Below are 25,347 nucleotides of genomic sequence, written 5' to 3'. Positions count from 1 at the left end.
AAAGACTTCTTGCCCCCTCCCTCCCCTCAATAACGAATTTTATTATTTCACCTCCGCAAATTTCAATACTACACTAGTCCTGTCGGTATTTAATATCGGGTTAAAGCCAACTTTCATTAAAAAATCGCCGGTATAGATTTTGGTACCGTCAATCGGCGATTTAGTGCCGGGAAATAAATTAATCTCTTTGATCTGATATTTTTTCGTGGCATCCAAACCATTTAATTTAACCGGGTATTTACTGCTCTCGCCATAACGATAATTCACGAGGTAGTTGAAAATCACCCCCTCTGTTTTCTGCTCATTTACATATAACATGGAGGCCAGGTTTCCGGAACGGGGATTGGCCAAACGGTATTGCTCGCCCTGCCATATAATGGCTTTCACCTCGTTATAGTTTTTAATGGCCTCCTGACAAAACTGAAGTTCTTTTTCGGGCAGTTTATTTACCACAATATCAAAACCCAGTTTACCCATCATGGCTACATCTGTTCTGAACTTTATCGGTTGTTTTCCCCAATCGGTTACGTGGTTAGAAGAACTGATTGCCGGATAAAAATAAGAATATTCCCACTGTATAAATATCCTTTCCAAGGGGTCGGTATTATCGCTAGGCCAAAACTCAGTAAAATATTGAAGGGCTGCATAATCTACCCTACCGCTACCACCAGAGCACAACATCATCGGTACGGTCGGGTATTTAGCACGGATTCGTTGTAAAACACTATATAGTCCCCTTACATAATCGATATAAAAATGCGATTGATTTTTTAAATAGGCAGAATAAGCGTTATAAATCACCGCATTACAGTCCCATTTGATATAGGCTAGTTTCGGATTTTTGGTAAACAGATCATCTACCACACCAAAGACAAAATCCTGTACTTTTGGGTTGCTCAGATCAAGTTCCAGCTGGTTCCTAAAGTAGTATTCTGGGCGGTTCGGCTGTTTTACCACCCAATCGGGATGTTTTTCATACAGTTCACTTTTGGGGTTCACCATTTCGGGTTCGATCCAGATCCCGAACCTGGTTCCAACCTTATCAGCTTCCTTTACCAGCGAAGCGATACCATTGGGTAATTTCTTTTTGTTTTCCTGCCAATCGCCCAAGCCTGCACGGTCATTATTCCGAGGATATTTATTTCCGAACCATCCATCATCTAATAAAAAGAAATCGACACCCAATTTTTTAGTATCTTTTAACAAGTCGGCTAGTTTTTGTTCGTTAAAATCGAAATAAGTAGCCTCCCAGTTGTTCAGAAGGGTTAACCGACTGCCTTTACCGTCTAATATTTTATAGTTTCGCGCCCAGTTCTGCAATTTTCTGCTTGCATCACCCTTTCCATGGTCAGAAAAAGTATATAAAAAGGCCGGTGTGGTAAAAACTTCGCCATTTTTCAAGCTGTAAGGTGAAGCGTAATTGTTCATTCCGGCAATAATCCTCAGGTTATCCTGGTAATCGAGTTCCAGATCGATTTTAAAATTACCGCTCCATTCCATGGCGCCATATAAAACATTCCCTTCATTTTCTTCAGCAGGTTTATCCAGCGAGATCATAAAAACAGACGGCTGGAAAAGGTTAGCCCTGGTGCCAAGTTTGCTATCTAAAGTTCTAATGCCGTGGGTAATTTCACTTTGCTCGGGCTGCATCTCCTTAGCCCAATCGCCATGATACTGGTTTAGCCAAAAATGAGGCGATTTTAAGTACAGGTTGGCTGAGGCGTATTTATGCAGTACCACATTACCTTTTTCGCTGTGTTTAATTTCAGTCCATTGTTCTATTACATCCTGCTGGTAAAAAGATTTATAAAACAAGGTTACTTCAAAGTTGTACACCGGGTCTTTTAGCCTGATTTTTAGCAGGCTTACATTACCATCAATAGCGGTAAGCGTATGATCTACATATTTCAGATCAAGTGAATTATTGCCATCTGCATGCGTAACACTAATGGCAGGCTCTACCAGGTTTCTTGTTCCTGATGGTGTGTAAACTGAATTTAACTGCCCGGTATAATCTTCTGTTTGTTTGTACTGACCGTTAATCTGTGCGTATTCCTCTTTATTGGCAAGTTTTTTTCCAAAAAAAATAGTGTTTACATCTTTTTTTGCATCGGCCTGTAAAACCAGTGCATTATGAGCAGTTTCGATGGGTATAATGGTTTGCGCATTTAGCTTGGTCAGGACCAAGAGCGAAAGGGCAATAGCCCATGCGCCCTGCCTGATGTAGCCTCTAGATTGATCTGATCTTTTCATCTTTGTCTTCAATAGTATCATGTATATTTTTTTGTAGATAGTGGGTTCATAAGGATTATTTTTCGGGCATAATTTTAAGAATAAGGGCATCTTTTCCAGCCAGATTGATGGTTTGGTTGTTTTTAAAAGCTTCTGTTTTTTGGTTAATCAGGTTTTGGGCATGGTATAGCTCATTTGCCTTCAAACCAATCCTCGAAAAATCGACAGTAAGATATTTTGCCTCATCGCCATAATTAAATGCGGCCAGGTATTTCACACTACCAAGGTCTTTTACAAATAATTGCGAAGCCGATTTCCCCTTGTTCCCTTCAACCGGAACAAATGCTTTTCCATCCTCCAGAATCTTTAAAATTTCGGTTTGATTCAATAATCGCTGTGCTGTACTTGTCCATTTCCCCTCGCGCGAAAAATCATCGCCTGTAATACAGGTGCCCGTTACAATGGCAGATAAAAACCTGGCGGTGTTTTCGCCATCTGATTGATCAGAAAAAACCACATGATCGGCATCGATATAATTGTACAGGTAACTTTGCCACCAACCATTGCTCACACTGTTTAAAGTGTATTCGGTATCTTTTATTGATTTAAAGGCATCACAGGCAATGCGGCGAACGTGTACGTAACGGCCAGAAGCCAGGTTTGGTGAAATGGCTGCGTAAACCAGCATTTTACCATCAAGCTGTTTCAATAAAAATTCCATTCCGGTTTTATAAGCCTGCATCCCTGTTGTAATTTTAGGATCAAAAAAATGATCCGATTCTATGGCCGCATGGCCCAAAAAATCAATCTTGATCATTTCGAAACCACATTCCTTAAACTTATTAATTACGGTTGCAATACGCTGCCGTGTACCCGGATGTGTAGGGTCTAATGCCCTTGCACCGTCTATATCGTGGTAACCAGTGCCCACTTTCGTCCACAGCTCACCAAAAGTATAATCTGTTCCTTCAGCTTTGCGATTACCTCCCCCAGCGAAACCCCAATCAACAAAAGGTGCCCAGTAAATACCCGGCTTTAATCCTTTTGATTTGGTATGATCGGCAAAGGCTTTCAGTTCGGAATAATCGCCCGCCAAACCACCTTTTAGCAGGTTGTCCCAATACGAATCGAGATCGATATAGGCTACTCCCCCGCTCCTGAAGCTTTTTAGGCTGTCGGCAAAAAAATCGCTTACCTGATTGGCTTTTTCGAGTGTGATTTTCTCCTGCATGGCACCCCAGCTGTTCCAACCTACAGGTGTGGTATTATTCCAGTTAAAAACGATGGGTGGTTCCGAAATCCTGTTTAGTTTAGCGTAGGTTTCCATCCCCCAACGCCAATCATCAAAAGCACCGAAAAATACTTTCGCCGAACTTACCGAATTGCCTTTTAAATAACCGTGCGCAATTTTATCGCGGGTAATACTTTGTTCTGTATAACCGCAAATGGTCTTTATACTGATTTTTTTATCGCTATCCATTGTGGTTATAACGCCCGTTTTCCAGTTGCTATGCTCAATAGAACCGATCACAAAACCTTTTCGCGATTGGTCGTGGTATAAAGCCGTTACCTCTGCACTTGGGTTGCTTACGTTGGCTATCAAAGGCACGGTATTATAAGAAATGAAGGTATCATTATCAAAAGGGACAAATAAACTGACAGGCACATTAGCATGTTCCTGATCGACCAGGTTTCCGTATATGGGAACGATATGGTTAATGGATAAATCTGCACCGTTCAGGATCAGATTCATCATGAAATAATCTTTACCGCTATAGGTATAAAATACCTGTAACATCTCCGGCAGACCAGTTTGCTTCAACAGAAAAATGTGTTTAAGTCCATTACCGAAACCATCCTTAACAGCCTGTTTACGGTAAGTAATTTCTTTGTAATCCTTAGAGCTGAACAGTTTTTTCTGGTATTCGGCCTGCGAAAAAGCTTTTAATAACCATGGCTTCGCTCCATTCACAACATTAAAAGTACCGGTTTTAAGGTTATACTCTATTTTTCCTGCCTTACCAAAACCGATAATAATTGCCGAAGCTGGTTTGGTGCAAAGGAATAACAGGCTTAAAATGAAAAACGTTTGATGCCTGAATAAAAATCTAACAATCATGTATCACTAAAATTTAACCGAAGTTATGGTTCTTTGTTTTCCGTTTATTTTAACTTTTACCTTTTGCGGAACCGTTGAAGCTATTTTATAGGAGGTGATTTTACCATCTTTCCAGTTCATATCAACAGTAAAATTACCCCTTGCTTTTAAGCCCTTAATTTCGCCAAAAGCTTTCCAGGCATCCGGAATGGCGGGCAAGAGTTCGATATAACCATCATGGCTCTGGATCAGCATTTCAGCAATAGCCGCAGTGGCACCAAAGTTCCCATCAATCTGGAACGGTGGTCCTGCCGATAACATATTGGGGTAAACACCGCCACCGGCACCATAATTGATATCGGTGCGTAAAGTGGGCTTTAAAATTTCCCTAAAAAGCTTAAATGCCCGGTTTCCATCCTGTAACCTTGCCCAAAATAACTGTTTATAAGCAATCGACCAACTTGGACCATCGTCACCCCTAACTTCGAGTGTTTTTTTGGCTGCTTCGGCTAATGCAGGGGTTGAATTTGGTGTAATTAAACCTGCCGGATAAACGCCGTACAAATGGGAAATGTGGCGGTGTTGAGGATCGGTTTCCTTATAATCTTCCAGCCATTCCTGTATACGTCCGTCTTTACTGATTACGCCTACCGGTGGGATCGATTTTAGTTTTTCCTGCAACGACGCACTAAAAGCAGCGTCAACTTTGAGCAGCCTGGCCGCAGTGATGACATGATTGAAAAGTTCCCGAACGATCTGGTTATCAATGGTTGGACCCATCGAAATACTCGCCGTTTTTCCATTGGGCAGGTAAAATGTATTCTCGGGCGAAACCGATGGCGAGGTAACCAGCCAGCCTGTTTTTGGGTCTTTGATCAATGCACTTTGATAAAATGCAGCCGATCCTTTCAAAACCGGGTAAATACTTTTCAGGTATTTTAAATCCCGGCTGTAAGCAAAATGATCCCAAAGGTTGCTGCACAACCAGCCCGAACCTGCATTTGATGCACCCCATGAGGCACTTTCTCCGGGTTCGGTAAAACCCCAAACATTGGTAATCACATGGGCAATCCAACCATCGGCATTGTAATAAGCTTTAGCGGTTTTTGCACCATGTCCGGTTAAATTCCTCACCAGTTCAGCTAAAGGAAGATTCAGCTCGGATAAATTGGCCGGTTCGATGGCCCAATGGTTCATCTGTACATTAACATCCAGGTGGTAATCGCCATTCCATGGGGTATTAATCTGATTGGCCCATAAGCCTTGTAGATTAGGGGGTAAAAGTCCAACCCTGGTACTACTGATGCTCAAATAACGCCCAAATTGAAAAAACAGGGCACTTAACGAAACATCATTTTTGTAATCTTTGTAGAAATGATCCAGCCTTACATCTGTAGGTAATTTGGCCGCCTCACCTTCGCCAAGATTGATCGTTAAACGGTTAAACAGTTTGCCAAAGTTTGCGCTGTGCCTGGCCAGTTCTCCGTCGTAAGTTTTCTCCTTTGCTTCCTGTAACACTTTTTTCACCCTGGCTTCAAAATCGGTATGCTTAAAGTCAGTTTCGGCTGCAACATAAACAATAATTTCTGTGGCATCTTTTATTTTCAGGTTATTGCCTTCAGTGGTAAGCGAACCGTCTTTCAATTTAGTGGTTACACGGCTGGTGTACTTCATACCTTTTCCATCTGTACCGTTATCCAATTGGCCAAACATTAACAGCTCGTTGCCCTGGGTGGCCAGGCTTGCTTTTTCAGGCCGGTTGATGGAAATGTTGCAGTTTAGTTTTTTAGGCTGATCGGCTGTGATGCGGATGACATCTACATCATCATCAAAACTGCAGAAATATTCTCTTTTATATTTTACGCCATTGAGAATAAATTCGGTTGTGGCTACTGCTTTATCCAGTGATAAAGTTCTTTTGTAAGCTTCAGGTTTTACCTCTTTACTGCCCGGATATTCATAATCGAGCTGCAAGTTGCCCAATGTTTGGTATTTACCCCAGGTTGCCCCTCCCGAGCCTTGCCCCCTGCAAACAAAATCGCGGTTAACCAATTCCTGCGCTTCGTCATTTTTGCCCTCCAAGATCAATTGCCTGATTTTCGGGAGGCTTTTATAGGCTTCATAATTGTTGGCATCCTGTTTTCCACCGCTCCATAAGGTAATATCGTTTAGCACAATATTTTCTCTCGTAATGCCGCCATCAGGTGTCATGCCGAGCTTACCGTTACCCAACGGTAGGGTTTCTTCCCAGATTCTGGCAGGTTTATCATACCAGAGTACCAATGGCTTTTGCTGAGCCGAGGTGTATTCACCTATAAAAAACGAGAGTAGCGAAAAAATAATCAGTTGTTTCTTATACATTTTTCATTTGAGTGTTGTACCATATGTGTTGGATCCGATTACATTTACTGCTTGTTCCAGAACCTGATCTCGCTCATATTGCTATAATTGCCATCTCCGGTAGTTACATGTTTAATCCTGATGCGAATATAACGAATCGGTTTACCTCCGTTATCTAATTCGGAAGTAAAGGCATTTTTGCCGTCATCCGATCTGATCACGTCTTTTAATAGCGTCCAGCCTTTACTGGTGGCCTCGGCTGGCCAACCGCTGTTACTTGCTGGCAAGGTAGTGACTGCATTGCTTAAATCGGCAATGCCCCAAACCTCAAAGCGATCAGGATTGTTACAGCAATCGCGCCCGGTTTCTTCAATGCGTGATAAATTGTTATAAACCTTACCCAAATCGAAAGTAATCACATGCGGCATACCGCTATTGCCTGAACTGTGGAAGATATTCGGATAGCCCTGCGGACCAACGCTCCCGTCCCATAACTTGCTGATGCTTGTACCCGATTCGTAGGTTTGTGCATCACCAGGCAAACGTACCTCTGCAAAAAGCGACCTGTCGCAGAGTACATAAGTAAAAATTTGAGGAAAAGTAGAAAAATCAGTTACTGAAAATATGTCTAAAGAACCTTTACCGGGAATATAAGATGACTTATACAATATGCTGGTCCCAGCTTTATAATCCGGAAGTGTAATGGCGGTATCCTTAGGCAAAAGGATTTTATCCACGCTGGCATCCGCTGTATTGGTGTACCTCACTATAGTATTGATGTTGATGGTATCGGGTGTATTAAAATTTAACTGTACCGATCCATTACTATTCACTACATAAGGGTTTGTGGCATTGTAAGGCCTGTTTAACAAACCTGATTGGTATAACGGACCAAAAACCCTAACATTTCTGGCTTCGATCGGAATTGATTTATGCCCCTGTGCATCATAAGAATAAACCGTAAAAGTGTAAGTATACTCTTTTAAATTGGGGATGGTTACTTTCATGGTATCAAGCGGATTGTGCGTAGTTGCATTAACCACTACCGAATCGGCATTGTTGTTCCAATACACCACATATTTGGTTACACTCGGGTCGGGACTTGTATTCCACCACAGTGCTGTTCTTAAATTACCCGGTTTGGTTATAATCTTGGCTACCCGGCCCGGATAAACGATTTCGCCGTCTTTTAAATATTCTTTAAAAGCAAGATCATCTTTGGTACAGCTGATGATTACTGTTATCAGCAGTAAGAGCAGGCCACTGATTTTATATATACTTTTCATATCTGAAAATTTATCTTTTTAAATTATCATTAATTATCGGGGATCGCCGTAAAAAGCCATTTCCATGGCATGTGCAAAAGTACCGTTAGACCACGTGGTGCTTACCGAGAGCCGGATATAGCGCACTTTAGGGTTGGTTAACGGGAAGTTGAAACTTACGCCTGCTTTTACAAAATCGTTATCGGCCGTGGTATGCGCTACAGGTGTTGCACCTGACGGCGGATTAGGATAGTTATAATTACCCATATTAATCCAGTCGCCAATTACGGTACCTTCTGGAGCTGACATAGGAAGCTGCGCATCACGCGGAGCTACAGCATCAGAGCCCCAAATTGAAAATACCTTCGGATTGCCATGGCCATAAGCAAATTTATCGCTGCCATCCGGCCTTTCCCATAAAATAAAACGGCTTAGTTTTGCACTCACCCCCAGACCAAAAGTGGCAATTGCTGGCATGGCTCCTCCCGGGGCAGTATGCCAACCGTTCGAGTTACCATCAGTTTTGCCATCCCACAGGTAAGGAAGATCCCAACCGTATGCAATTACACCATCGGAAGGAAGCCTGTATTGGAAAAATTTAGTCCTATCCAGTAAAGTTTCATAGAAGGGGGTAATGGTTTTGTAAGTGGTATCGGATATATTGCCGAAATTATCGGTAACATAATAGCCAATTTTTTTAGGCACGGGCGCAAAACCCCTTACCGAATAACCAATTACCCCGGCCTTATCGTAATGCTGATCAATAACATCAGAGGCATTGTTATCGCCAATACCAAGTAAAATAATCCCGAGGTTGCTTTTTGCCGGGTTTGTACCGCTAATTTTGAATCCGCCAAAATCGGGTTCGGCATTAATGGTGGGTTTTGCAAGCAGATATGGCGGCGTGTCAGGATTAACCCTTACCACCACCGGGTCTGATTTAACCTCCGCCCTGCTTACGGCGTACAACGTTACATCATAACCCTGTTTTTTTGCAAAACCATCAACCATAATCGAATCAGAATAATAACTCGATTTCGTTTCGCGGGTGGTTACACCATTTATTTTATACTGTGCCAGCACATACAAAAGGTTTTTCGAATTTGGCAAAGTATAGGTAATATAGGCACCGCCATTAAAGTTATCAACTTTAATATTGCTTACCACGCCAGGCTTCGTCATATCAGATGAAGAAGGATCGTTATAGCTTTCCATCTTTTTGCAGGCAGCAATACTGGCCAAAAGGGAAACTATAAGGATGAGGTAAATACTATTTTTAATATGTTTCATATCTTTCATATTTTAAACTACCAATAAGGATTTTGCACCAGGTTTGGATTTACAACCAGGTCGTAACTTCTGATCGGCCATAAATAATCTTTTAAACCAAAAACAGGGATAAACTGGGTGTTTGGGCGGTAATAGTTGATAGCATCCGGATTGTTGATGCTCCACCCCTGTATGGGTGCTGTTAAAACGGCCTGAAGCTCTTTCCATCTTCTTAAATCCCAACCGCTTTGCCCTTCAAAACAGAGTTCTATTCTTCGCTCCTGGTGAATAATCTGCCTTAAACCATCTTTAGTGTTAAACTTATTCGGGTTTCTGGAAAAGTTCGTCCATGAGGCTTGTACACCCTGTAAACCAGCCCTTTGCCTAACCTTATCAATATAAGTAAATACTTCTGTGGTTGGTCCGTTTACCTCGTTTAATGCCTCTGCATAAAGCAGGTATAAACCGGCCAGTCTGATTAATGGTAGGCGGAATGGCGATGCCTGGAAACCGTCATCATAAACCGAAGCATAACTAACCAGTTTTTTAGGCCAGTAACCGGTAATGTTTAACCTGATGTTATCGCTCGGTGCCGCAAATCCCGCTCCACGGGCCGAAACATAGTATAATGGATTTGACGGATCATCCTGGTTATTCCGGCCATTTCCAAACCAGATACCACCATCAAAAGCGATATCGGCATAAAACCGTGACTCGCGCGCAAAATGGCCTTTAATGGTTTCGTACCCCTGCTGGATGTAATAGCGGCTGGCATAATCACCTGTTTTAATGGTATTCCTGCCGGCATAATCCCAGGTTTTATCTTCACTGATCGGCACACCATTAACGGTATAAAAAAGTTCCTGTGTGCTTATCGGCGCAGAAAAAGTAGAAGGATTAGAGAAATTGTTTACCGCCGATTTTGCAGTAAGCCTTGGCGTTGAAAAACCCTGGTAGTTAAACTCCGGGTTGGAAGCCCAGATAATTTCCGAGTTCAGTTCCCATTTTTCCGTCACGGCATTCTGTACATCCAGCTCTCTTTTTAACGAATCGGATAGTTTACCCACGGTAGTTGGCGATTGGAAAGTGTACAATTTAATACCCTGAGTTTCTGCCGCGGTTATGGCTGCTTTTGCCGCATCAGCTGCTTTTTTCCATTTTTGCGCATCGAAAGCTGCCGGAAACAGGCTTACCCCATCCTTATCTTTAAAACTGATATAATCAGGATTGCCGTTAAAAAGCGGGCTCGCTGCTGTTGCCAGCACATCGGCTTTAACTGATAAGGCAATTATACTGGTAATTCTGCCCAGTTCTGTAGCCTGACTGGTAATTGTAGCAGGTAAATTAGGAATGGCTTCATCCAGCAAAGAAACAATATAATCAACGGTTTCGTCAACTGGTGCCCTTTTAACACGTACCTCGTCCGTGCTGCTGTTAATGGCCAAGTTGGTTTTAACCAGGGGAATAGGGCCGTACATTTTAAAAAGTACGTAATGATAATAGGCTTTTAAAAATTTGGTTTCGGCAATCCAGCGTTGTTTTTCAGCAGCGCTCAAATCAATTGGTTTATCAATATTTTCGAGCATGATGTTACAGATCCTGATCGAACGCCACAGGCTGTAACTTCCTTCACTACCGTCCCATGCATTCAATCCAGGGTTTGCGGCTGTTTGTGTTCCCCTTAACAGGTTGAATCCGGTACGGTTAAAACCCTGGTAATTATCGAGTGTGTTCGAATAAATCAGTTCTGATGAAGTGGTAAAACCCGGGTTCGACGCCACATCATTCATACGCTGCAGGTAAGCATAACAAGAGTATAAATAGTTTTCGGCTTCATTTCTGTTCCTGAAGGCATAATCGAGGGTACCTAAGTTATCGGGGGTAATATCAAGGTACTTTTTACAGGATACAAATGTGCCTAACACCATGATGATGCAGCCGAATGTAAAATATGTTTTTATCGTTTTCATTATAAGGTTACATTAAGACCAACATTGAATACCTTTTGGATAGGATATGCAAACCCGTTTCCACCTTGCTCAGGATCCCACATTTTAAATGGACTCCAGGTAAGCAGGTTCAAACCATTAAAATAAATACGGCAAGAGTTGAGCTTGATTTTACTGGAAATGCGCTGTGGAAGTGTATAACCCAGTTCAACTGATTTAAGCCTCAATAAACGGCCATTTCTCATCCACCAGGTGCTGGTTTGTGCATTGTTTTCGAGATCTGCAGCATTTACTGCCAACCGGGGATAAAGTGCATAAAGGTTCTGGTTTTCGGGCGACCAATGGTTATCAGCAAAATCTTTAAGCAACTGAGTATTGCCATAAATATACTGCTGATCACTCGGTACAAAAGGGCTTACCTTTCTGGGATCGATGAAGAAAGTCATCCTATCCTGTCCGGTAAAAAAGGCCGACAGATCGAAACCTTTGTAGGAAGAGCTGAAACCGAAACCATATACCACTTCAGGCGATTGCGGAAAACCGATGTAAGCTTTATCGGCATCATCTATTTTACCATCGTTGTTTAAATCGCGGTATTTGATATCGCCTGCTCTTGGGGGTTTACCACCTGTAGAGAAAATTTGCGTTGGCGAATTTTGCACCTCTTTATCATCTACAAATAAACGTTCGGCAATGTAACCGAAATTTCTGCTAATCGGCTGCCCCGTGGTGTATCGGTAAGCTTCTGCCCACTGTGGCTCTTCGTAATTGATGTATTTATTTTTGGCAAAAGTTAAGTTAGAGCGTACAGCAAAAGAAAATGCATTTACGTTAAACTTATAATCGAGCGATAAATCGATACCCCTTGATCTGGCCTTCCCGATATTCGCACCAATATCAGGTGCGCCGGTATTGGGATCAATAGCCTCTAAACCCAGGGTAGTCGGTACGTTTTTACGGATCATGTAAATATTATAACGGTCGTTATTATATACCTCCGCAATAATGTTCATGTTTTTGAAAAGCGTAGCTTCTAAAGCCAGGTTGGTTTGGCGGGAAGTTTCCCAGGTAATATCGGTGTTTTCATAACTGTTGATGTATACCCCTGGGCGTGTAGCGCCGCCATTATACCCAAATTGAGCATAATTACCACCCCCATTTAAGTTTACATCCGACTGGTAGAAAAAGCGTTGCGATCCAATGGCATCATTACCCACCAGGCCAAAACTTCCCCTCAGTTTTAAACGGTTAACCACATTGGCAATTCCGCCTGCCCAGAATTTTTCGTTCGAAACAATCCACCCCGCACCAATGGTTGGAAAAAACCCAAAACGATGGTTCTCCGAAAACCTTTCCGATCCGTTGTAACCGAAGTTGGTTTCCAAAAAGTAACGGCTTTTGTATGAATAAGTTAACCTTCCTGCTAAACCCAGGTTACGGTAAGGAAGTGAGTATTGAAGCGTACGCGTATTGGTTTTCGGATCTTTAGCATTGTTATACAGGTTCTGCTGGGCAGTACCGATCAGGGCACCGCTTACGGTATGATCCTGTCCAAAAGTATGATCATAGTTTACAGCAGCCTGTCCGTAAAGAAAAGTACTGATGTTCGGATCGCCCGGGTAATAACTTAAATATTCCTGGGCAATGTTAGGTGCCCCACTGGTTACCGATGAATTTAACCAGTTTAACACGTAAGTATTGCTCGCTTTATCATACGAGCCAACATTATAATAAAATGGCGAGTAAGCCATCGATGAATCGAAATAAGAATACCTGTTAGTACTAAAAATCGATTTGAACGAAAGACCTTCGGTAAGGAAATCGAGTTTCTGGTTAAGCTCTAACTGCGCCGACATACGTGATTCCGTTGAATTTTTATGTCCACGGAGCAACGCCGCATAAGGGTTGTTATATAAAATGCTGTTTACTCCTGTGCCGCCTGTATTTCCAAATAAAATGTGCTGTGCGTTTTGATTTGCGGCATCGGCAGGGAAATAAGCCGGGAATAAAACCGGACTGGTGTGCACGGCGATATTATAAAGATCGGTAGAAAAACCGCCATCGGTAGCCAGCGGACCATTGTATTCGCTAAAATTACCCGATAAACGCACCACCAGTTCGGTGGTTTTACCTAAATCAATATTGATATTGGAACGCAACTGGTAATTCCTGAATTTCACGTTATTATCGTTATTGTTCCGGTCGTCCTGATTCAGCACACCATTATCCAGGTTATACGAACCGGCAATATAATACCTGGCTACACCTCCGCCACCGCTTACGCTCATATTGGCGCGCTGGGTATTGGTCCGTTTTTTAAACAGCAGGCCCAGCCAATCAACAGCAGGGTAAACATATTCGTTATAACCCGGGCTTTTATTTATCGTAGCCTGGGTATTGATAATCTGGTTAGGCGTGAATTTGGGATCCATTCCCCTGCCGATAGACGCTTCGTTAAAAAGCTTCATATACGTAATAGGATCGGCAAGCTCAAGGTTCTGGGTAGATTGAGATGAAGAATTTTCCAATCTGAAACTGATTTTGGCTTTACCTTCCTTACCGGATCTGGTAGACACTAAAATTACCCCGTTTGCCCCGCGTGCGCCATATAGTGCTGTAGCACTGGCATCTTTCAGGATCGAGAAACTTTCGATATCATCCACCTGTAAACGCGCCAGATCAGAGCTCGTTAACTCTACGTTATCGATCAATATCAAAGGATCCTGCTTGTAACCAAAGGTAGTTACCCCACGGATAAAAAACTGCGAGTTATCCTGTCCGGGTTGCCCGCTGCGCTGATAACCGATCACACCCGCGATCTGACCGGAAAGTGCATTGGTTAAATTGCTCGAAGGTATTTTAAGATTGCCCACTTTTACTGTGGTAACGGAACCAACCAAAGCTTCTTTACGCTGTTTTTGCCCCAAGGCGGTAATCACCACCTCTTCTGACAGCATATTTTCTTCGGTTAATTTAATGTTGATCACATTAGCCGCACCAACGGTTGCCCGCTGTTCGCGGTAACCCACATAAGAAAACCTTAATATCTCACCGGGTGCTACATCAAGCACAAACTTTCCGTTATTATCGGTCTGTGTACCTACGTTAACCTTGTTCACAACAGCTACGGTTACTCCGGGCAGCCCTACTCCTAAAGTATCCGTAACCTTACCTGTAATGGTTTTCTTTCCTGTTTGGGAATAACCCTTTACCGGGATAAAAATCAGGAAAAATACAAGCATCGAACCTGTCAATGCCAATGCATTTTTTACCTTGTCAGACATCGTAAGGTGTCTGCAAAACAAAAATAATTGCTTCATTTGCCAATAAGCTTTTTAAATGATGAATTAAAAAATTGTAGATAGATGTAGATCGACAGGAATCAGCGCTCTTCATGAACCGGTAAACCTGCTGGCCATCCTTTAGCAATCGAAAGAAGGGTTTGCACTGCTGCACAATAATTTGTAAAATTTCTCATATTTTGGAATTATTTGGTTAATGGAAATTAGTTCGGGTACAGGAATGGCTTAATTATTATTTGCCGTTTTATGTCCTTTTCTAAAAGAAAATCAGATGCTAAAAGGCATACGATGTAAAATTTATCCTATCCTATCCTATCCTAGTGTTTCCAAATACAAGTATAGTCAAATAATTTAATATTCCAAGCGCTAAACACAAATATGTAAAGAAATGAATTGCGACTCTAGGCAAGTAGATAGGGAGAGAAAATAAAAAATACAAGTGCCATCAGTAAGATCAGTATGATATGGTAGTAGTACCTATTCTGCCAGGGAATAATATCAATTTTATTGGCGGGTATCAAATGGTAGGGTTCCTGATTGGGATACAGTTTTGAGATGCCCAGCATCAATAAAACCGTGCTGACGAATATAATGGCCAGCGTATGTAGATAATGCAGGTGGATGGAAAATACCCACTCGCTCATTACATAACAGCAAATGAAGAAAAACATCCCAATTTTAGCAGCAACAGGTGGCATTTTTTTGGTAATAAAGCCAATGAAGATGATGGTAAAGATCGGGAGGCTAAAAATAGCACTGATTTTTTGCAGGTATTCATAAAAACCATGTTTCGAAAAAATAATAAAAGGCGCAAAGAACATCGCAAATAAGGATACTGAGATCTGGAATAACCGCCCCGTCCGTAGCAAGCTTTTATCAGATAATACCCTGCCCTTTTTCTCCATAAACGGGCTATATAAATTCAGCAGAAACAGGGTGCTCGAACTGTTCAGTCCTGCATTAAAAGTGGTAATGGCCGCACCAAAAAGCACGCAGGCTGAAAGGCCCATTAATAGTGGCGGCAATACATCTTTAATCAGTAAAGGGAATACCTGGTTGGTATTGGTTAATACAGGATACAGGTGTACCGCGATTAAACCCGGGATATTGATCAGCAGCGGACAAAGTAATTTGGCAAAACAGGTTAATGCAATACCTTTCTGCCCCTCTTCCAAACTTTTAGCCGCCAGCACCTGCTGAATAATGTACTGCTCCATGCCCCAATAATAAAGGTTTACAATGAGCATACCGGTAAATAAGGTAGAAAAAGGCACAGCGTCGTGATTACCGCCAATGGCATTGAGGTGTTCTTTTTTGGTAGAAAGTACAGTAGAAAGTCCACGGAAAAAATCGCCGTGCCCCAGATAACGCAATCCGTAATATGGCAATGCGATAATCAGCACCAGCATACCGGCGCTCAATACCGTATCAGAAATCGTAATAGCCTTAAAACCACCCAGAATAGTATAAATTGAGCCAATAAGCCCCATTATCCATACAAATACCCAGATGCTCTCCCAATAGGAAAGGTGAAAACCCGAAAGATCGATCAGGTTACTAAAGGCTACTGCTCCGCCATAAAGTACCGCTGGCAGCAGGTTAATAATATAACTAAAGAGGAAAACCACCGAAACGAATGTTTTGGTCTGTTTATCGTAACGTTTCTCCAAAAAATCAGGAATGGTGCGGATACCCGTTTTAAAATATATGGGAATGAAAAATTCTGAAACAATAATCATGGCCAGGATAGATGAAATCCCCCAGCCAATTACCGACATGTTATTGATATAAACCGATTCGTTTTCACCAATAAACTGGTTGGCGCTGATGTTACTGAAAAATAAGGAAGCACCAATAATAATAAAACCATTGGTGCGGTTGGCAAAGAAAAAACCACTGATGGTAGAGCGCTGCGACCTACGGGTTTTAAAGTAAGATATCACCGCGGCCAATACCGTGAACAAAATAAAACTGATAATGGCTATGGTACCCACGCTATGGTATTAAAGTGAATTTCTCCTGATCAGTTGATTCTCCATTACATGTTTAATGGGTTTCAGACTGAGTACAAATTCGGCAGCGAGACGACCCATAAGTGCAAAATCTATAGAAAAAGTGGTAATCCCGTCAAAAATGATCTCTTTTACATTGTCATCATTATGCGAAAGGATACCCAGGTCTTTCCCCACTTTTAACCCTTTTACCTTCGTATCTTTCAACATTTCCCAAAGTTCGAGGTTGTGTATGGTAAAATAAACTTTATCTGGTGCAATGCTACCGGCTTCGTAACTATTTTTGACTACGCCATTGATGTTAAATTCCTTTATAAAACGTTTAAAGGAAGTTAATACTTCCCTGGGTTCGGCAGATGAAGGTTTGAAAAAGAAAATAAATTCTGAGAATTCCTTAATTCTTGGCGCCAGTTCTAAAAAGGCATTATACGAAGCCTTTTCAAACTCCTGAACAATGTAAGAATAATCGCCCTTTAATTTTACATAACGGTCAACGATCAACAGTTTTTCTTTGGGCAACTGTTCCAGCACTTCTTTGGCTTCTTTGCTTTCTATCGGAGCAATTACATACAAACCATACTGGCCTTTATTGCTGTTGATGATGGATTCGAAAACACTGAAATTGTTGTGGTGGAAATATACATCAACCTGGATGTTATCGCCTAAATGGTCGCGGAAGTTCTGATAAAAAGTTTCCTGGAAGGTGTCGAAAGCATAGATTAATAAACAAACCTTTAAATGTTGTTCGGTATCATCTGTAGCGACAAAATAGCCCATTCGGTTTTTCGATTCCAGTATCCCCCTGTTGATCAGCTCTTTGTAGGCTTTACCGATGGTTTCTTTGGCAAAACCGGTTTCCCTCATCATTTCATTAACGGATGGCAGCATATCACCTTTGCCAATGAGTTTATGATTCAGGCCATTGATAATTCCCTGTACCAGCTGTTCATGTTTCGAGAAAGAATTTATAATGCTTAAATCTTTTATTTCACTGAACAGCTTTTCCTTATTCATGCAACAATATTTGGTTTAATGGATTTACCGGAGGTTAACTGGCCGAAATATATAAATTTAATAGTGATAATTGATAAAAATTTAAGAATGATCGTCTATTCGACATCAAGTGGTTGCCACGGAGACACAGATTAATATAATAATATTTTCTGTGGCTTTCGTGCTTCCGTGAAAAAACCGAAAGGTTGATATAACCGCAATTAGCGTATTTGTAACAACTGTTATTTCGAATTGTCTAAAACTTTTAACGGTCTCAAAATGTTTAACTAAAAAAAGAAAAAACATGGGAATTTTAAAAACAGCAATCATTGGTGCTGCAGTATATGCCGGCGTAAAATATATCACCAAGAAAGATCCGGTTACCGGACAATCAATCGTTGATGAACTTTTAGATCGTGCTCCACAATGGGCCGATAAAGCAAAAGGTTATGCAGAAGACCTTAAAACAAGGGCGAGTAATGCCGCTGAAGATTTGGCGAGATGAATACCCTTTAGAGGTAAAGAGCCTGAAGAGGCTAAATTTCTATTTCTCTGATCAAAAAAACGTCCTAATGTAAAGTTAGGACGTTTTTTTTTTGCCTAAGTGTGTCGGATGGTAACACCTCGAATATTCACTTTTTTCTTATACAATCGTCATGCTGAACTTGTTTCAGCATCTTTCCTGCAATATAGACCCTGAAATAAATTCAGGGTGACGGTTCGGCATTAAAAAGCATCAAACCAAAGTTTGGTGGTTAATAAATCGGCACCCTGGCTGCTTACCGCATTTTTATAATTCTGTTCGTTTAACGATTGTTCCGTACCCGGATAAATAAAACGTACCGGAATTTTACCATTCAGCACGGTATTAACAGAAGCGGTTAACTGCGGATAATCTAACCTTCTCTGCTCGGCCCAGGCTTCTAGACCTTGTCCGAATAAGGCGATCCATTTTTGCTCACCAATTGACTTTTTATAATTGCTTGAGTCGTATTGTACTGCAGCTTGATTAATATAATCGTCTACTGCACTACCAGTTAAACCATATTGGTTAAACGAAGCCTTTATAGCCTGTTTATAGAGGTCACCGGCGTTTTCTGTAGTAAAACCACGGGCGGCTGCTTCTGCTCTGTCAAAAAGCACTTCAGCGTAGCTTAAAATTACCGCAGGTGCTTTCGGATCAAGAAAATAAACACCTGGTTTTGAAGAGTTTGCCAAGCCAATGGCACTTGCCTCAGAGTTGGTAGAACCGTTTGGTATCCCTACATAACCTTGCGGTGGATTTTCCGTTCTACTGGCATAAACTGGTAGCCTTGGATCATTCAGGGAAGTAAGTTTATCAACAATGGTTTTGCTGATCCGGTAATCATTCCTGGTTTCGAATGAAGCCGCTACAGGGTTCTGCTGTGGCGATACATCATATTTCAGCACGGCATTTTCTGAATTACTACCAATATAAGCGCCTCCCTCTGCCTGTATTTCGTCAATCACCTGTTTGGCTTTAACCGGATCTTTATCTGCAATACGCAAGGCAATACGAAGCCTCAGTGAATTGGCAAACTTTTTCCATGATGTGATATTATTGCTATAAATTACATCACCGGCAATCGCCTTTGCAGCAGGGTCTAAAGCCGCCTGCGCTGATTTCAAATCGCCTAAAATACCATAGTAAACATCCTTTTGCTTATCGTAAACCGGGGTAACAAACTGCTTTATTTTTCCCGCCTGCGAATACGGAACATCGCCATAAGCATCAGTAAGCAGTAAAAATGTCCATGACCTTAGTGCAAGCGCAACAGCTTTATAATTCGGATTGCCCTGCGCATCACCCAGTTCGATTATTTTATTAAAACCGGCAATACTTTGTGCATAACCTGTTGACCATAAAGCTGTAAAACTGCTGTTCGAAAAAATAAAACGGTCTTCTTCCGTATATTGTACTTTGGCCCAATGCTGGGCAAACAGCAGGCTCGAGTTCATGTTATTGGTTACACCCCAATAAGTATCTACTGTGGCTTTGGTTGTGCCGGTAAGCAAATAATCCGGCTGTGCAACTTCTGGTGCATTGGGGTTGATGTTCACCTCGTCAAGCTCTTTTTTGCATGATGAAAAGGCAATTGCCAGGATGGCCAGTATATAGAGTTTTTTATTTTTCATGATGAGAATATTTAAAATTTAACATTCAGGTTGATACCATAACTGCGTGTGCTCGGATTGGATAAACTTTCTAAACCCTGGCCATTACCGGTATTGAAGGCCACTTCTGGGTCAATATCGACCGTATTGCGGTGAATAATCCAAAGGTTACGCCCCACAAGTGATACCGAAACCCCTTGTAAACTTAACGGACGGAGCCATTTTGCAGGTAAATTATAGCTTAATTTCACCTCACGGAGTTTAACATAAGAAGCATTGAAAATATTCGCTTCGTCTATATTTCTGAAAGATTTGTAATACTGTTGGGCAGGCAATATTTTCTCGTTGCGTTTGCCATCGGCAGTTACCCCATCAAAAATAATCCCGTCGTCGTACACGGTAACACCTGCCGGAGCTGATCCGTTTACCCTTACCGTGCCATTTTCTTTTTTGTTATCAGGATAATAGTAAGAAATACCGCCATATTCTGCTGCCCTGCCCGGGAGTGTAGAAGCCAATACACCGGTATAGGTGCCTGTTGCGTAAGTACCATTGTAAATAGAACCTCCAAAGCTGGCATCAATTAATACACCTAAGCTGATTCCTTTATAGGTAAAAGTATTGTAAACCCCACCAATCCAATCTGGCGTATATTTCCCCAACACCTGTTTGGTTGGGTTTGTAGCGGGTGCACCTGTAGCGTTAACAATGATATTTCCGTTGGCATCCCTTAAAAAAGAGGTGCCGAACAATGATCCATAAGGCTGGCCCACTGTTGCAATAACCTGGGCAGAGTTCGAAGCCACTATATAATTGGTCAATAATTTTTCGGCATCCAATTCAATTACCCTGCTCCTGTTCGCTGCAAAATTAAAATCAACATCCCAGGTAAATGCTTTTTTAATCGGGCTAATGCCCAGTTGTGCCTCTATTCCTTTGTTATTGATTTTTCCGGCATTCAGTAATTTCGAGCTAAAACCTGTACTCTGGCTCACATCGGCTGCTAAAATCTGGTTGTAGCTATTGGTATTGTAAGCGCTTAAATCGAACCTCAATCTTTTATTAAAAAATACCGCTTCAACCCCCAGTTCTGTAGATGTGGTGGTTTCAGGTTTAAGATTAGGATTAAGATCAATATTGCTTGTAGTAAGCTGAGGGTTGCTATAAAATGGTGCACTGAACACATAAGTATTGATCAGACGGTAAGGATCGGCATCTTTCCCTACTTTAGACCACCCGCCACGTATTTTTAAATAATTAAGGGCTTCACTTTTAATATCGAATGCTTCGGTAGCTATAAAACTTCCGTTAAATGACGGGTAAAAGTAAGATCTGTTTTGCGCCGGCAAGGTAGACGACCAATCGTTACGGGCCGTGATGTTGGCAAAAAGGTAATTCCTGAAACCGATTTGTCCGGATGCATAAACACTGTAAGATTTTAACCTCGACAAATTATTGGATGAAATGAGGGGATCGCGCGAGTTTTTTAGTGTGTAAAGTCCGGCAATGGCCAGTTTGGGAGCGCTCTGATCGTTTTGTTCTATATACTGCCTGCGGATGTTACCCCCACCCAATAACTCCAGGCTAAAATCATCGTTCAACTGTTTGTTAAAGTTTAAGGTGGCATCAGTATTATTCTCGTTTACTGTGAAGGCGCTTTCCGTATAAGAACCAAAAGGTGTTCCATTGGTACCATAGGCAATCCTGATTTTACGCCTGTCGTTGTAATAATCCGTACCCGATCTGAAATTAAAATCAAGGCCATCAATAATTTTATAATTAAGGGCCAAACTACCAATAATACGACTGCGGTTTTGCGAAACCGTATTTTCATAAGCTACCCAATAAGGATTGCTGTAATAGCTGTTGTTCCAGTTAAAGGTTTTTCCATTTTCGTCCAGATAATTTTTCAACTGGTTAATATCAACCTGACGGCCAAACCAGGTAAACTGCAACATGGTACTGGTTGAACGGGAGCCGCCTGTACCCGGTAAATTATCAGAACTAAGCTTGCTATAATTTGCATTAGCCGTTACACTCAATTTCGGGGTGATTCTTAAGGTGGTATTCAGTACAAATGAATTTTTCCCCTGCCCTGAATTAGGCACAATACCCACTTGTTTCAGGTTATTGTACGAAATCCGGTAATCGTATTTTTCTCCTGCATCGGCAACCGATACCCCATTGTTTAGTGAATAACCGGTTTGAAAGAAATCGCGCACATTATCCGGGTGTGCAATAAACGGAACCGCCACCCCTTTCGAATAAAACTGGGGGATCAGCCTTCCATCCAGTTTAGGCCCCCAGCTCTCATCTACCCCGTCATTTAATCCTTTACCTGCACCATCTACATAACTGAATTTACCTTCCGATCCCTGTCCGAAAGCATTTTGATAAACCGGCAGGGTAAGTAAAGTTTCCAGTACTGCATTTGAGTTGATGGCAATACCCAATCCTTTTTTAGATTTACCCGTTTTGGTCTTAATAAGAATCACACCTGCCGCAGCCCTCGAGCCATATAATGCGGCAGCATTCGGGCCCTTTAGCACACTTATCGATTCGATATCTTCCGGGTTGATATCCGAAATGGTATTGGCATAATCCCTGGCTCCTGCCGAATTCAGCTGTGAATTATCAACCGGGATGCCATCTACCACAAATAAGGGCTGGTTGTTACCCGCAATGGAAGTTTCTCCCCTGATCACCACACGTGATGAACCCATGCTCCCCTGGCTATTGGTAACCCTTACACCGGCAATTTTTCCGGCAAGGGCATTTACCAGGTTAGATTCTTTAGCTTCTGCTATGCTCTGCCCTTTCAATTCCTGTACAGCATAACCTAACGACTTTTTCTCCCTTGAAATCCCCAAGGCGGTAACCACCACCTCATCAAGTGCATTATCACTGGATTGGAGAATCACTGCAATAGGACCGTTATTAGTGATCTGTACCTCTTGGGTTTTAAAACCGATATAAGAAAACACCAGGGTCCCCTTTTCTGGTGCACTGATTGAAAAAGCACCCTTGCCATCGGTAATGGTGGTTTGTTTGGTTTCTTTTATAAAAATGGAAACGCCTGGTAATGTTTCACCATCTGCCGACTTTACCGTTCCGGTAACCGTGGCGTTTTGAGCGAACAACTGCTGCGAGATTAAGAGCAGCAGGATAATCACCGTTGATTTAAAATTTGTGAACATGTGTATATATTTAATAATTAGAATTTGGATAAAATTTTGGCAAAACGATTTACTTACGGCTGAAAGCCATGTAATACGAATGAACTAAAAGAAATGGTTAGCTTAAAAGCCTGTTAAACCGTACTGATTTAACAGGACATGCACATTCGGGAATACGCGTTAAAGTATGCATCAATGGATTTTAGGTAGTCAGTTTTTTTCATTTCAATGGTTTTCTGTACAACATATTTACTGATCAAGAATGCATTGGAGGCAAAAAAAAGCACCCCTTAAATCAGAAGTGCACCATATATTTTTTAATAAGGATAATGCGAACAACTGACTTAACTGCCCCAGATTCATCCGGGATGGAATTAGCACCATTTCTAAAAATCAGATGGTTGCTAAGGCTTCACAGGGCCATTCCCTCCGCCTTTCTTGATAAGTATTTTAAAATAACTGCTGCAAAGGTATAATTAATTCCATTTATCCTATAGTTTTTATAGAATTTTATTTAAATATTTTTTCTTTGCTTATTTCGTTTGTATATTTGTCGACTAATTTAGTCGATTAACACACGTCCTGATGAATCTGAAATCTGTATTTACCGCCTTATTGGCTATATCTACCTCTTTAACCTTTGCACAGCAACAAGTGGTACTGGCCAATAGCCAACAAGCCAGAACCAAACCAAAAAATACAAAAGCTTTTATTGCACTGGGTACTTGGCGTGGCATTGCCAAAGTAAAAGAAGGATTGGACATCCCTTTTAATTTCGAAATCAGCGAAAAAAATGGGCAACAAAAGCTTTATTTCCGTAATGCTGAAGAAAGATTTGAAGGCGGGCTGGTAAAACAATCAGGCGATTCTTTATTCGTAAAACTCGATCAGTTTGATAATGAACTTGCATTTGCCATTGTAAATGGAGATCAATTAACAGGAATATTAAGGAAACAGGATAAAACAGGCAAACCTTTAAATATTGTAGCTGAGCGTAAGAATTATCGTTTCGAAACACTTAATAAGCCTGCAACAACCAACTATTCAGGTAGTTATGATGTGGCTTTTAAATCACCCAATGGTAAAGACGAAAAAACAGTAGGTTTATTTAAACAAACCGGAAATAAACTTACAGGAACTTTCTTACGCATAACTGGCGATTCGCGCTACCTCGAAGGTGTAGTAGAAGGAAATGAATTTCAGCTTTCGAGTTTTATCGGTTCTTCTCCTGCCTATTATAAAGGAACCTTCCAGGCAGATGGTTCAATTACAGGCGAAATTTTAAGTGCAAGAGGCAGTCAGCCTTTTACCGGGATCAAAAATAAAGATGCCGCCCTACCCGATCCCTATAAGCTTACTTACCTGAAAAAAGGCTACAAAACACTCGATTTCAGCTTTCCTGATGTGAACGGCAAAAAGATTTCATTAAAAGATGAAAAGTATAAAAACAAAGTGGTGATCTTAACCATTACCGGAAGCTGGTGCCCTAACTGTGTTGACGAAGCTAGTTTTATTTCGCCATGGTATAAAACAAATAAAAAGCGTGGTGTAGAAATCATTGCTTTACATTACGAACGTTCTACAGAGCCCGCATATGCAAAAAAAGTAATGAACCGTTTCCGTGAACGCTTTGGTATTGAATACGACCAGATATTAGCAGGTACAGCCGATAAACAGGTAGTAGCTGAATCGTTGCCTGCGCTCGACTCTTTTTTATCGTTTCCAACCACGATCATTATCGATAAACAGGGTAACGTAGCACAAATCCATACGGGCTTTAATGGTCCGGCCACCGGTAAATTTTATGACGAATTTGTGAAAGAATTTAATACAGAGATTGATGCGCTATTGAAGAAATAGATTTGGAATATTTGTCATTCTGAACGCAGTGAAGAATCTTTTAGCATTTAACATTGGCAGGTAAGGCATTAACCAATGGGAAAAAATGGCATTTTGTACTTTGTTCTTTGCAGTAACTGTGTTTTTAGCCCCGGGCGTAGCAGCATCCCTGAAGCGCAGCGAAAGGATATAGCGGAGAACGGGAACAAACTTTAATAGTGCCCCCCCGACACTGCGCTCCAAAAACATATAATGTCCTCTTTTTGGAAAGCAGGTGCAGTGCTATTCGATTCTGGTAGTCCTTCTTTCCGCTTCTATCTTTTTGTGAGAACAGCTGCACATACGATGGATGGTGCAGCAAAAAGGATAGCCGCTGCAATAAGGTTTAGTTAACCGGGGGCAGTGCTATAAAAATTGGTGTTAAAAAAAGAGCTGTCATTCTGAACGCAGTGAAGAATCTTTTATATAGAGCATTAAGTATTGGCCAGTGAGACACCAACCAATAGAATTAATCTATCATCGATAAATTTCATTAAAAAATACCGTCATCTCGACTGAAGCACAGCGAAACGGAGAGATCTACCTAATTAGATTTCTCGACTGCGTTATACTCCGCTCGAAATGATTGTTATGATAAAAACAAATTTTACGCAGCTATATTATAGTTATTTTTATAGCTGACTTGATTTTTAATAACTGCAGCAATTCTCAATGCTATTTTGTTTCTAACGGCATT

At 41.4% G+C, this 25,347-nt stretch carries 13 protein-coding genes and 1 riboswitch; of the genes, 2 read left to right on the top strand and 11 right to left on the bottom strand.

Annotation, left to right across the window (positions count from 1 at the left end; genetic code table 11):
* Positions 1 to 42: 42 nt before the first annotated feature.
* The 9 genes from ACFSR6_RS04005 to ACFSR6_RS03965 form a co-directional block, all read right to left on the bottom strand.
* Positions 43 to 2,253 (bottom strand): alpha-galactosidase, encoded by a 2,211-nt coding sequence (locus ACFSR6_RS04005; RefSeq protein WP_379075264.1) that lies wholly within the window; start codon positions 2,251 to 2,253, stop codon positions 43 to 45.
* Positions 2,254 to 2,308: 55 nt separating this feature from the next.
* The gene (locus ACFSR6_RS04000; RefSeq protein ID WP_379075261.1) at positions 2,309 to 4,351 is read right to left on the bottom strand and encodes an alpha-galactosidase; all 2,043 of its coding nucleotides are present in this window, start codon (positions 4,349 to 4,351) and stop codon (positions 2,309 to 2,311) included.
* 6 nt (positions 4,352 to 4,357) lie between these two features.
* Positions 4,358 to 6,691, bottom strand: a complete 2,334-nt coding sequence (locus ACFSR6_RS03995) for a glycoside hydrolase family 95 protein (protein WP_379075259.1) — start codon at positions 6,689 to 6,691, stop codon at positions 4,358 to 4,360.
* A gap of 44 nt (positions 6,692 to 6,735) precedes the next feature.
* Positions 6,736 to 7,956: a DUF4998 domain-containing protein gene (locus tag ACFSR6_RS03990; RefSeq protein WP_379075257.1), complete on the bottom strand. Its 1,221-nt coding sequence runs from the start codon at positions 7,954 to 7,956 to the stop codon at positions 6,736 to 6,738.
* A 33-nt stretch (positions 7,957 to 7,989) separates the two neighbouring features.
* On the bottom strand, positions 7,990 to 9,225 hold the full coding sequence (locus tag ACFSR6_RS03985) for a DUF5000 domain-containing lipoprotein (protein WP_379075254.1): 1,236 nt from the start codon (positions 9,223 to 9,225) through the stop codon (positions 7,990 to 7,992).
* A 17-nt stretch (positions 9,226 to 9,242) separates the two neighbouring features.
* Positions 9,243 to 11,174 carry a RagB/SusD family nutrient uptake outer membrane protein gene (locus tag ACFSR6_RS03980; RefSeq protein ID WP_379075252.1) on the bottom strand — a complete coding sequence of 644 codons (1,932 nt, stop codon included), beginning with the start codon at positions 11,172 to 11,174 and terminating at the stop codon, positions 9,243 to 9,245.
* A complete protein-coding gene (locus tag ACFSR6_RS03975; protein WP_379075249.1) occupies positions 11,174 to 14,473 on the bottom strand; it encodes a SusC/RagA family TonB-linked outer membrane protein in 3,300 nt (1,099 codons plus the stop codon). The genes ACFSR6_RS03980 and ACFSR6_RS03975 overlap by 1 nt, the downstream gene beginning before the upstream one ends.
* A gap of 383 nt (positions 14,474 to 14,856) precedes the next feature.
* A complete protein-coding gene (locus ACFSR6_RS03970) occupies positions 14,857 to 16,449 on the bottom strand; it encodes a solute:sodium symporter family transporter (RefSeq protein WP_379075246.1) in 1,593 nt (530 codons plus the stop codon).
* A 9-nt stretch (positions 16,450 to 16,458) separates the two neighbouring features.
* Entirely contained in the window at positions 16,459 to 17,481 is a 1,023-nt protein-coding gene (locus tag ACFSR6_RS03965; RefSeq protein WP_379075243.1) for a GntR family transcriptional regulator, read from the bottom strand.
* A gap of 283 nt (positions 17,482 to 17,764) precedes the next feature.
* Between ACFSR6_RS03965 and ACFSR6_RS03960 the strand changes: the two genes are divergently transcribed.
* Positions 17,765 to 17,965, top strand: a complete 201-nt coding sequence (locus ACFSR6_RS03960; protein WP_379075240.1) for a YtxH domain-containing protein — start codon at positions 17,765 to 17,767, stop codon at positions 17,963 to 17,965.
* 221 nt (positions 17,966 to 18,186) lie between these two features.
* On the opposite strand, the gene ACFSR6_RS03955 is transcribed toward ACFSR6_RS03960, so the two are convergent.
* Positions 18,187 to 19,617 (bottom strand): SusD/RagB family nutrient-binding outer membrane lipoprotein, encoded by a 1,431-nt coding sequence (locus ACFSR6_RS03955; RefSeq protein ID WP_379075237.1) that lies wholly within the window; start codon positions 19,615 to 19,617, stop codon positions 18,187 to 18,189.
* 11 nt (positions 19,618 to 19,628) lie between these two features.
* On the bottom strand, positions 19,629 to 22,793 hold the full coding sequence (locus ACFSR6_RS03950) for a SusC/RagA family TonB-linked outer membrane protein (protein ID WP_379075234.1): 3,165 nt from the start codon (positions 22,791 to 22,793) through the stop codon (positions 19,629 to 19,631).
* A gap of 320 nt (positions 22,794 to 23,113) precedes the next feature.
* A riboswitch (SAM riboswitch) is annotated at positions 23,114 to 23,220 on the bottom strand.
* A gap of 137 nt (positions 23,221 to 23,357) precedes the next feature.
* Here ACFSR6_RS03950 and ACFSR6_RS03945 point away from each other — a divergent pair.
* A complete protein-coding gene (locus ACFSR6_RS03945) occupies positions 23,358 to 24,632 on the top strand; it encodes a peroxiredoxin family protein (RefSeq protein WP_379075231.1) in 1,275 nt (424 codons plus the stop codon).
* The last annotated feature ends 715 nt before the right edge of the window (positions 24,633 to 25,347 follow it).

This window comes from Pedobacter vanadiisoli, assembly GCF_042684385.1.
In the GTDB taxonomy this organism is placed as follows: Bacteria; Bacteroidota; Bacteroidia; order Sphingobacteriales; family Sphingobacteriaceae; genus Pedobacter; species Pedobacter vanadiisoli.
This window is presented reverse-complemented; position numbering and strand designations above follow the sequence as displayed.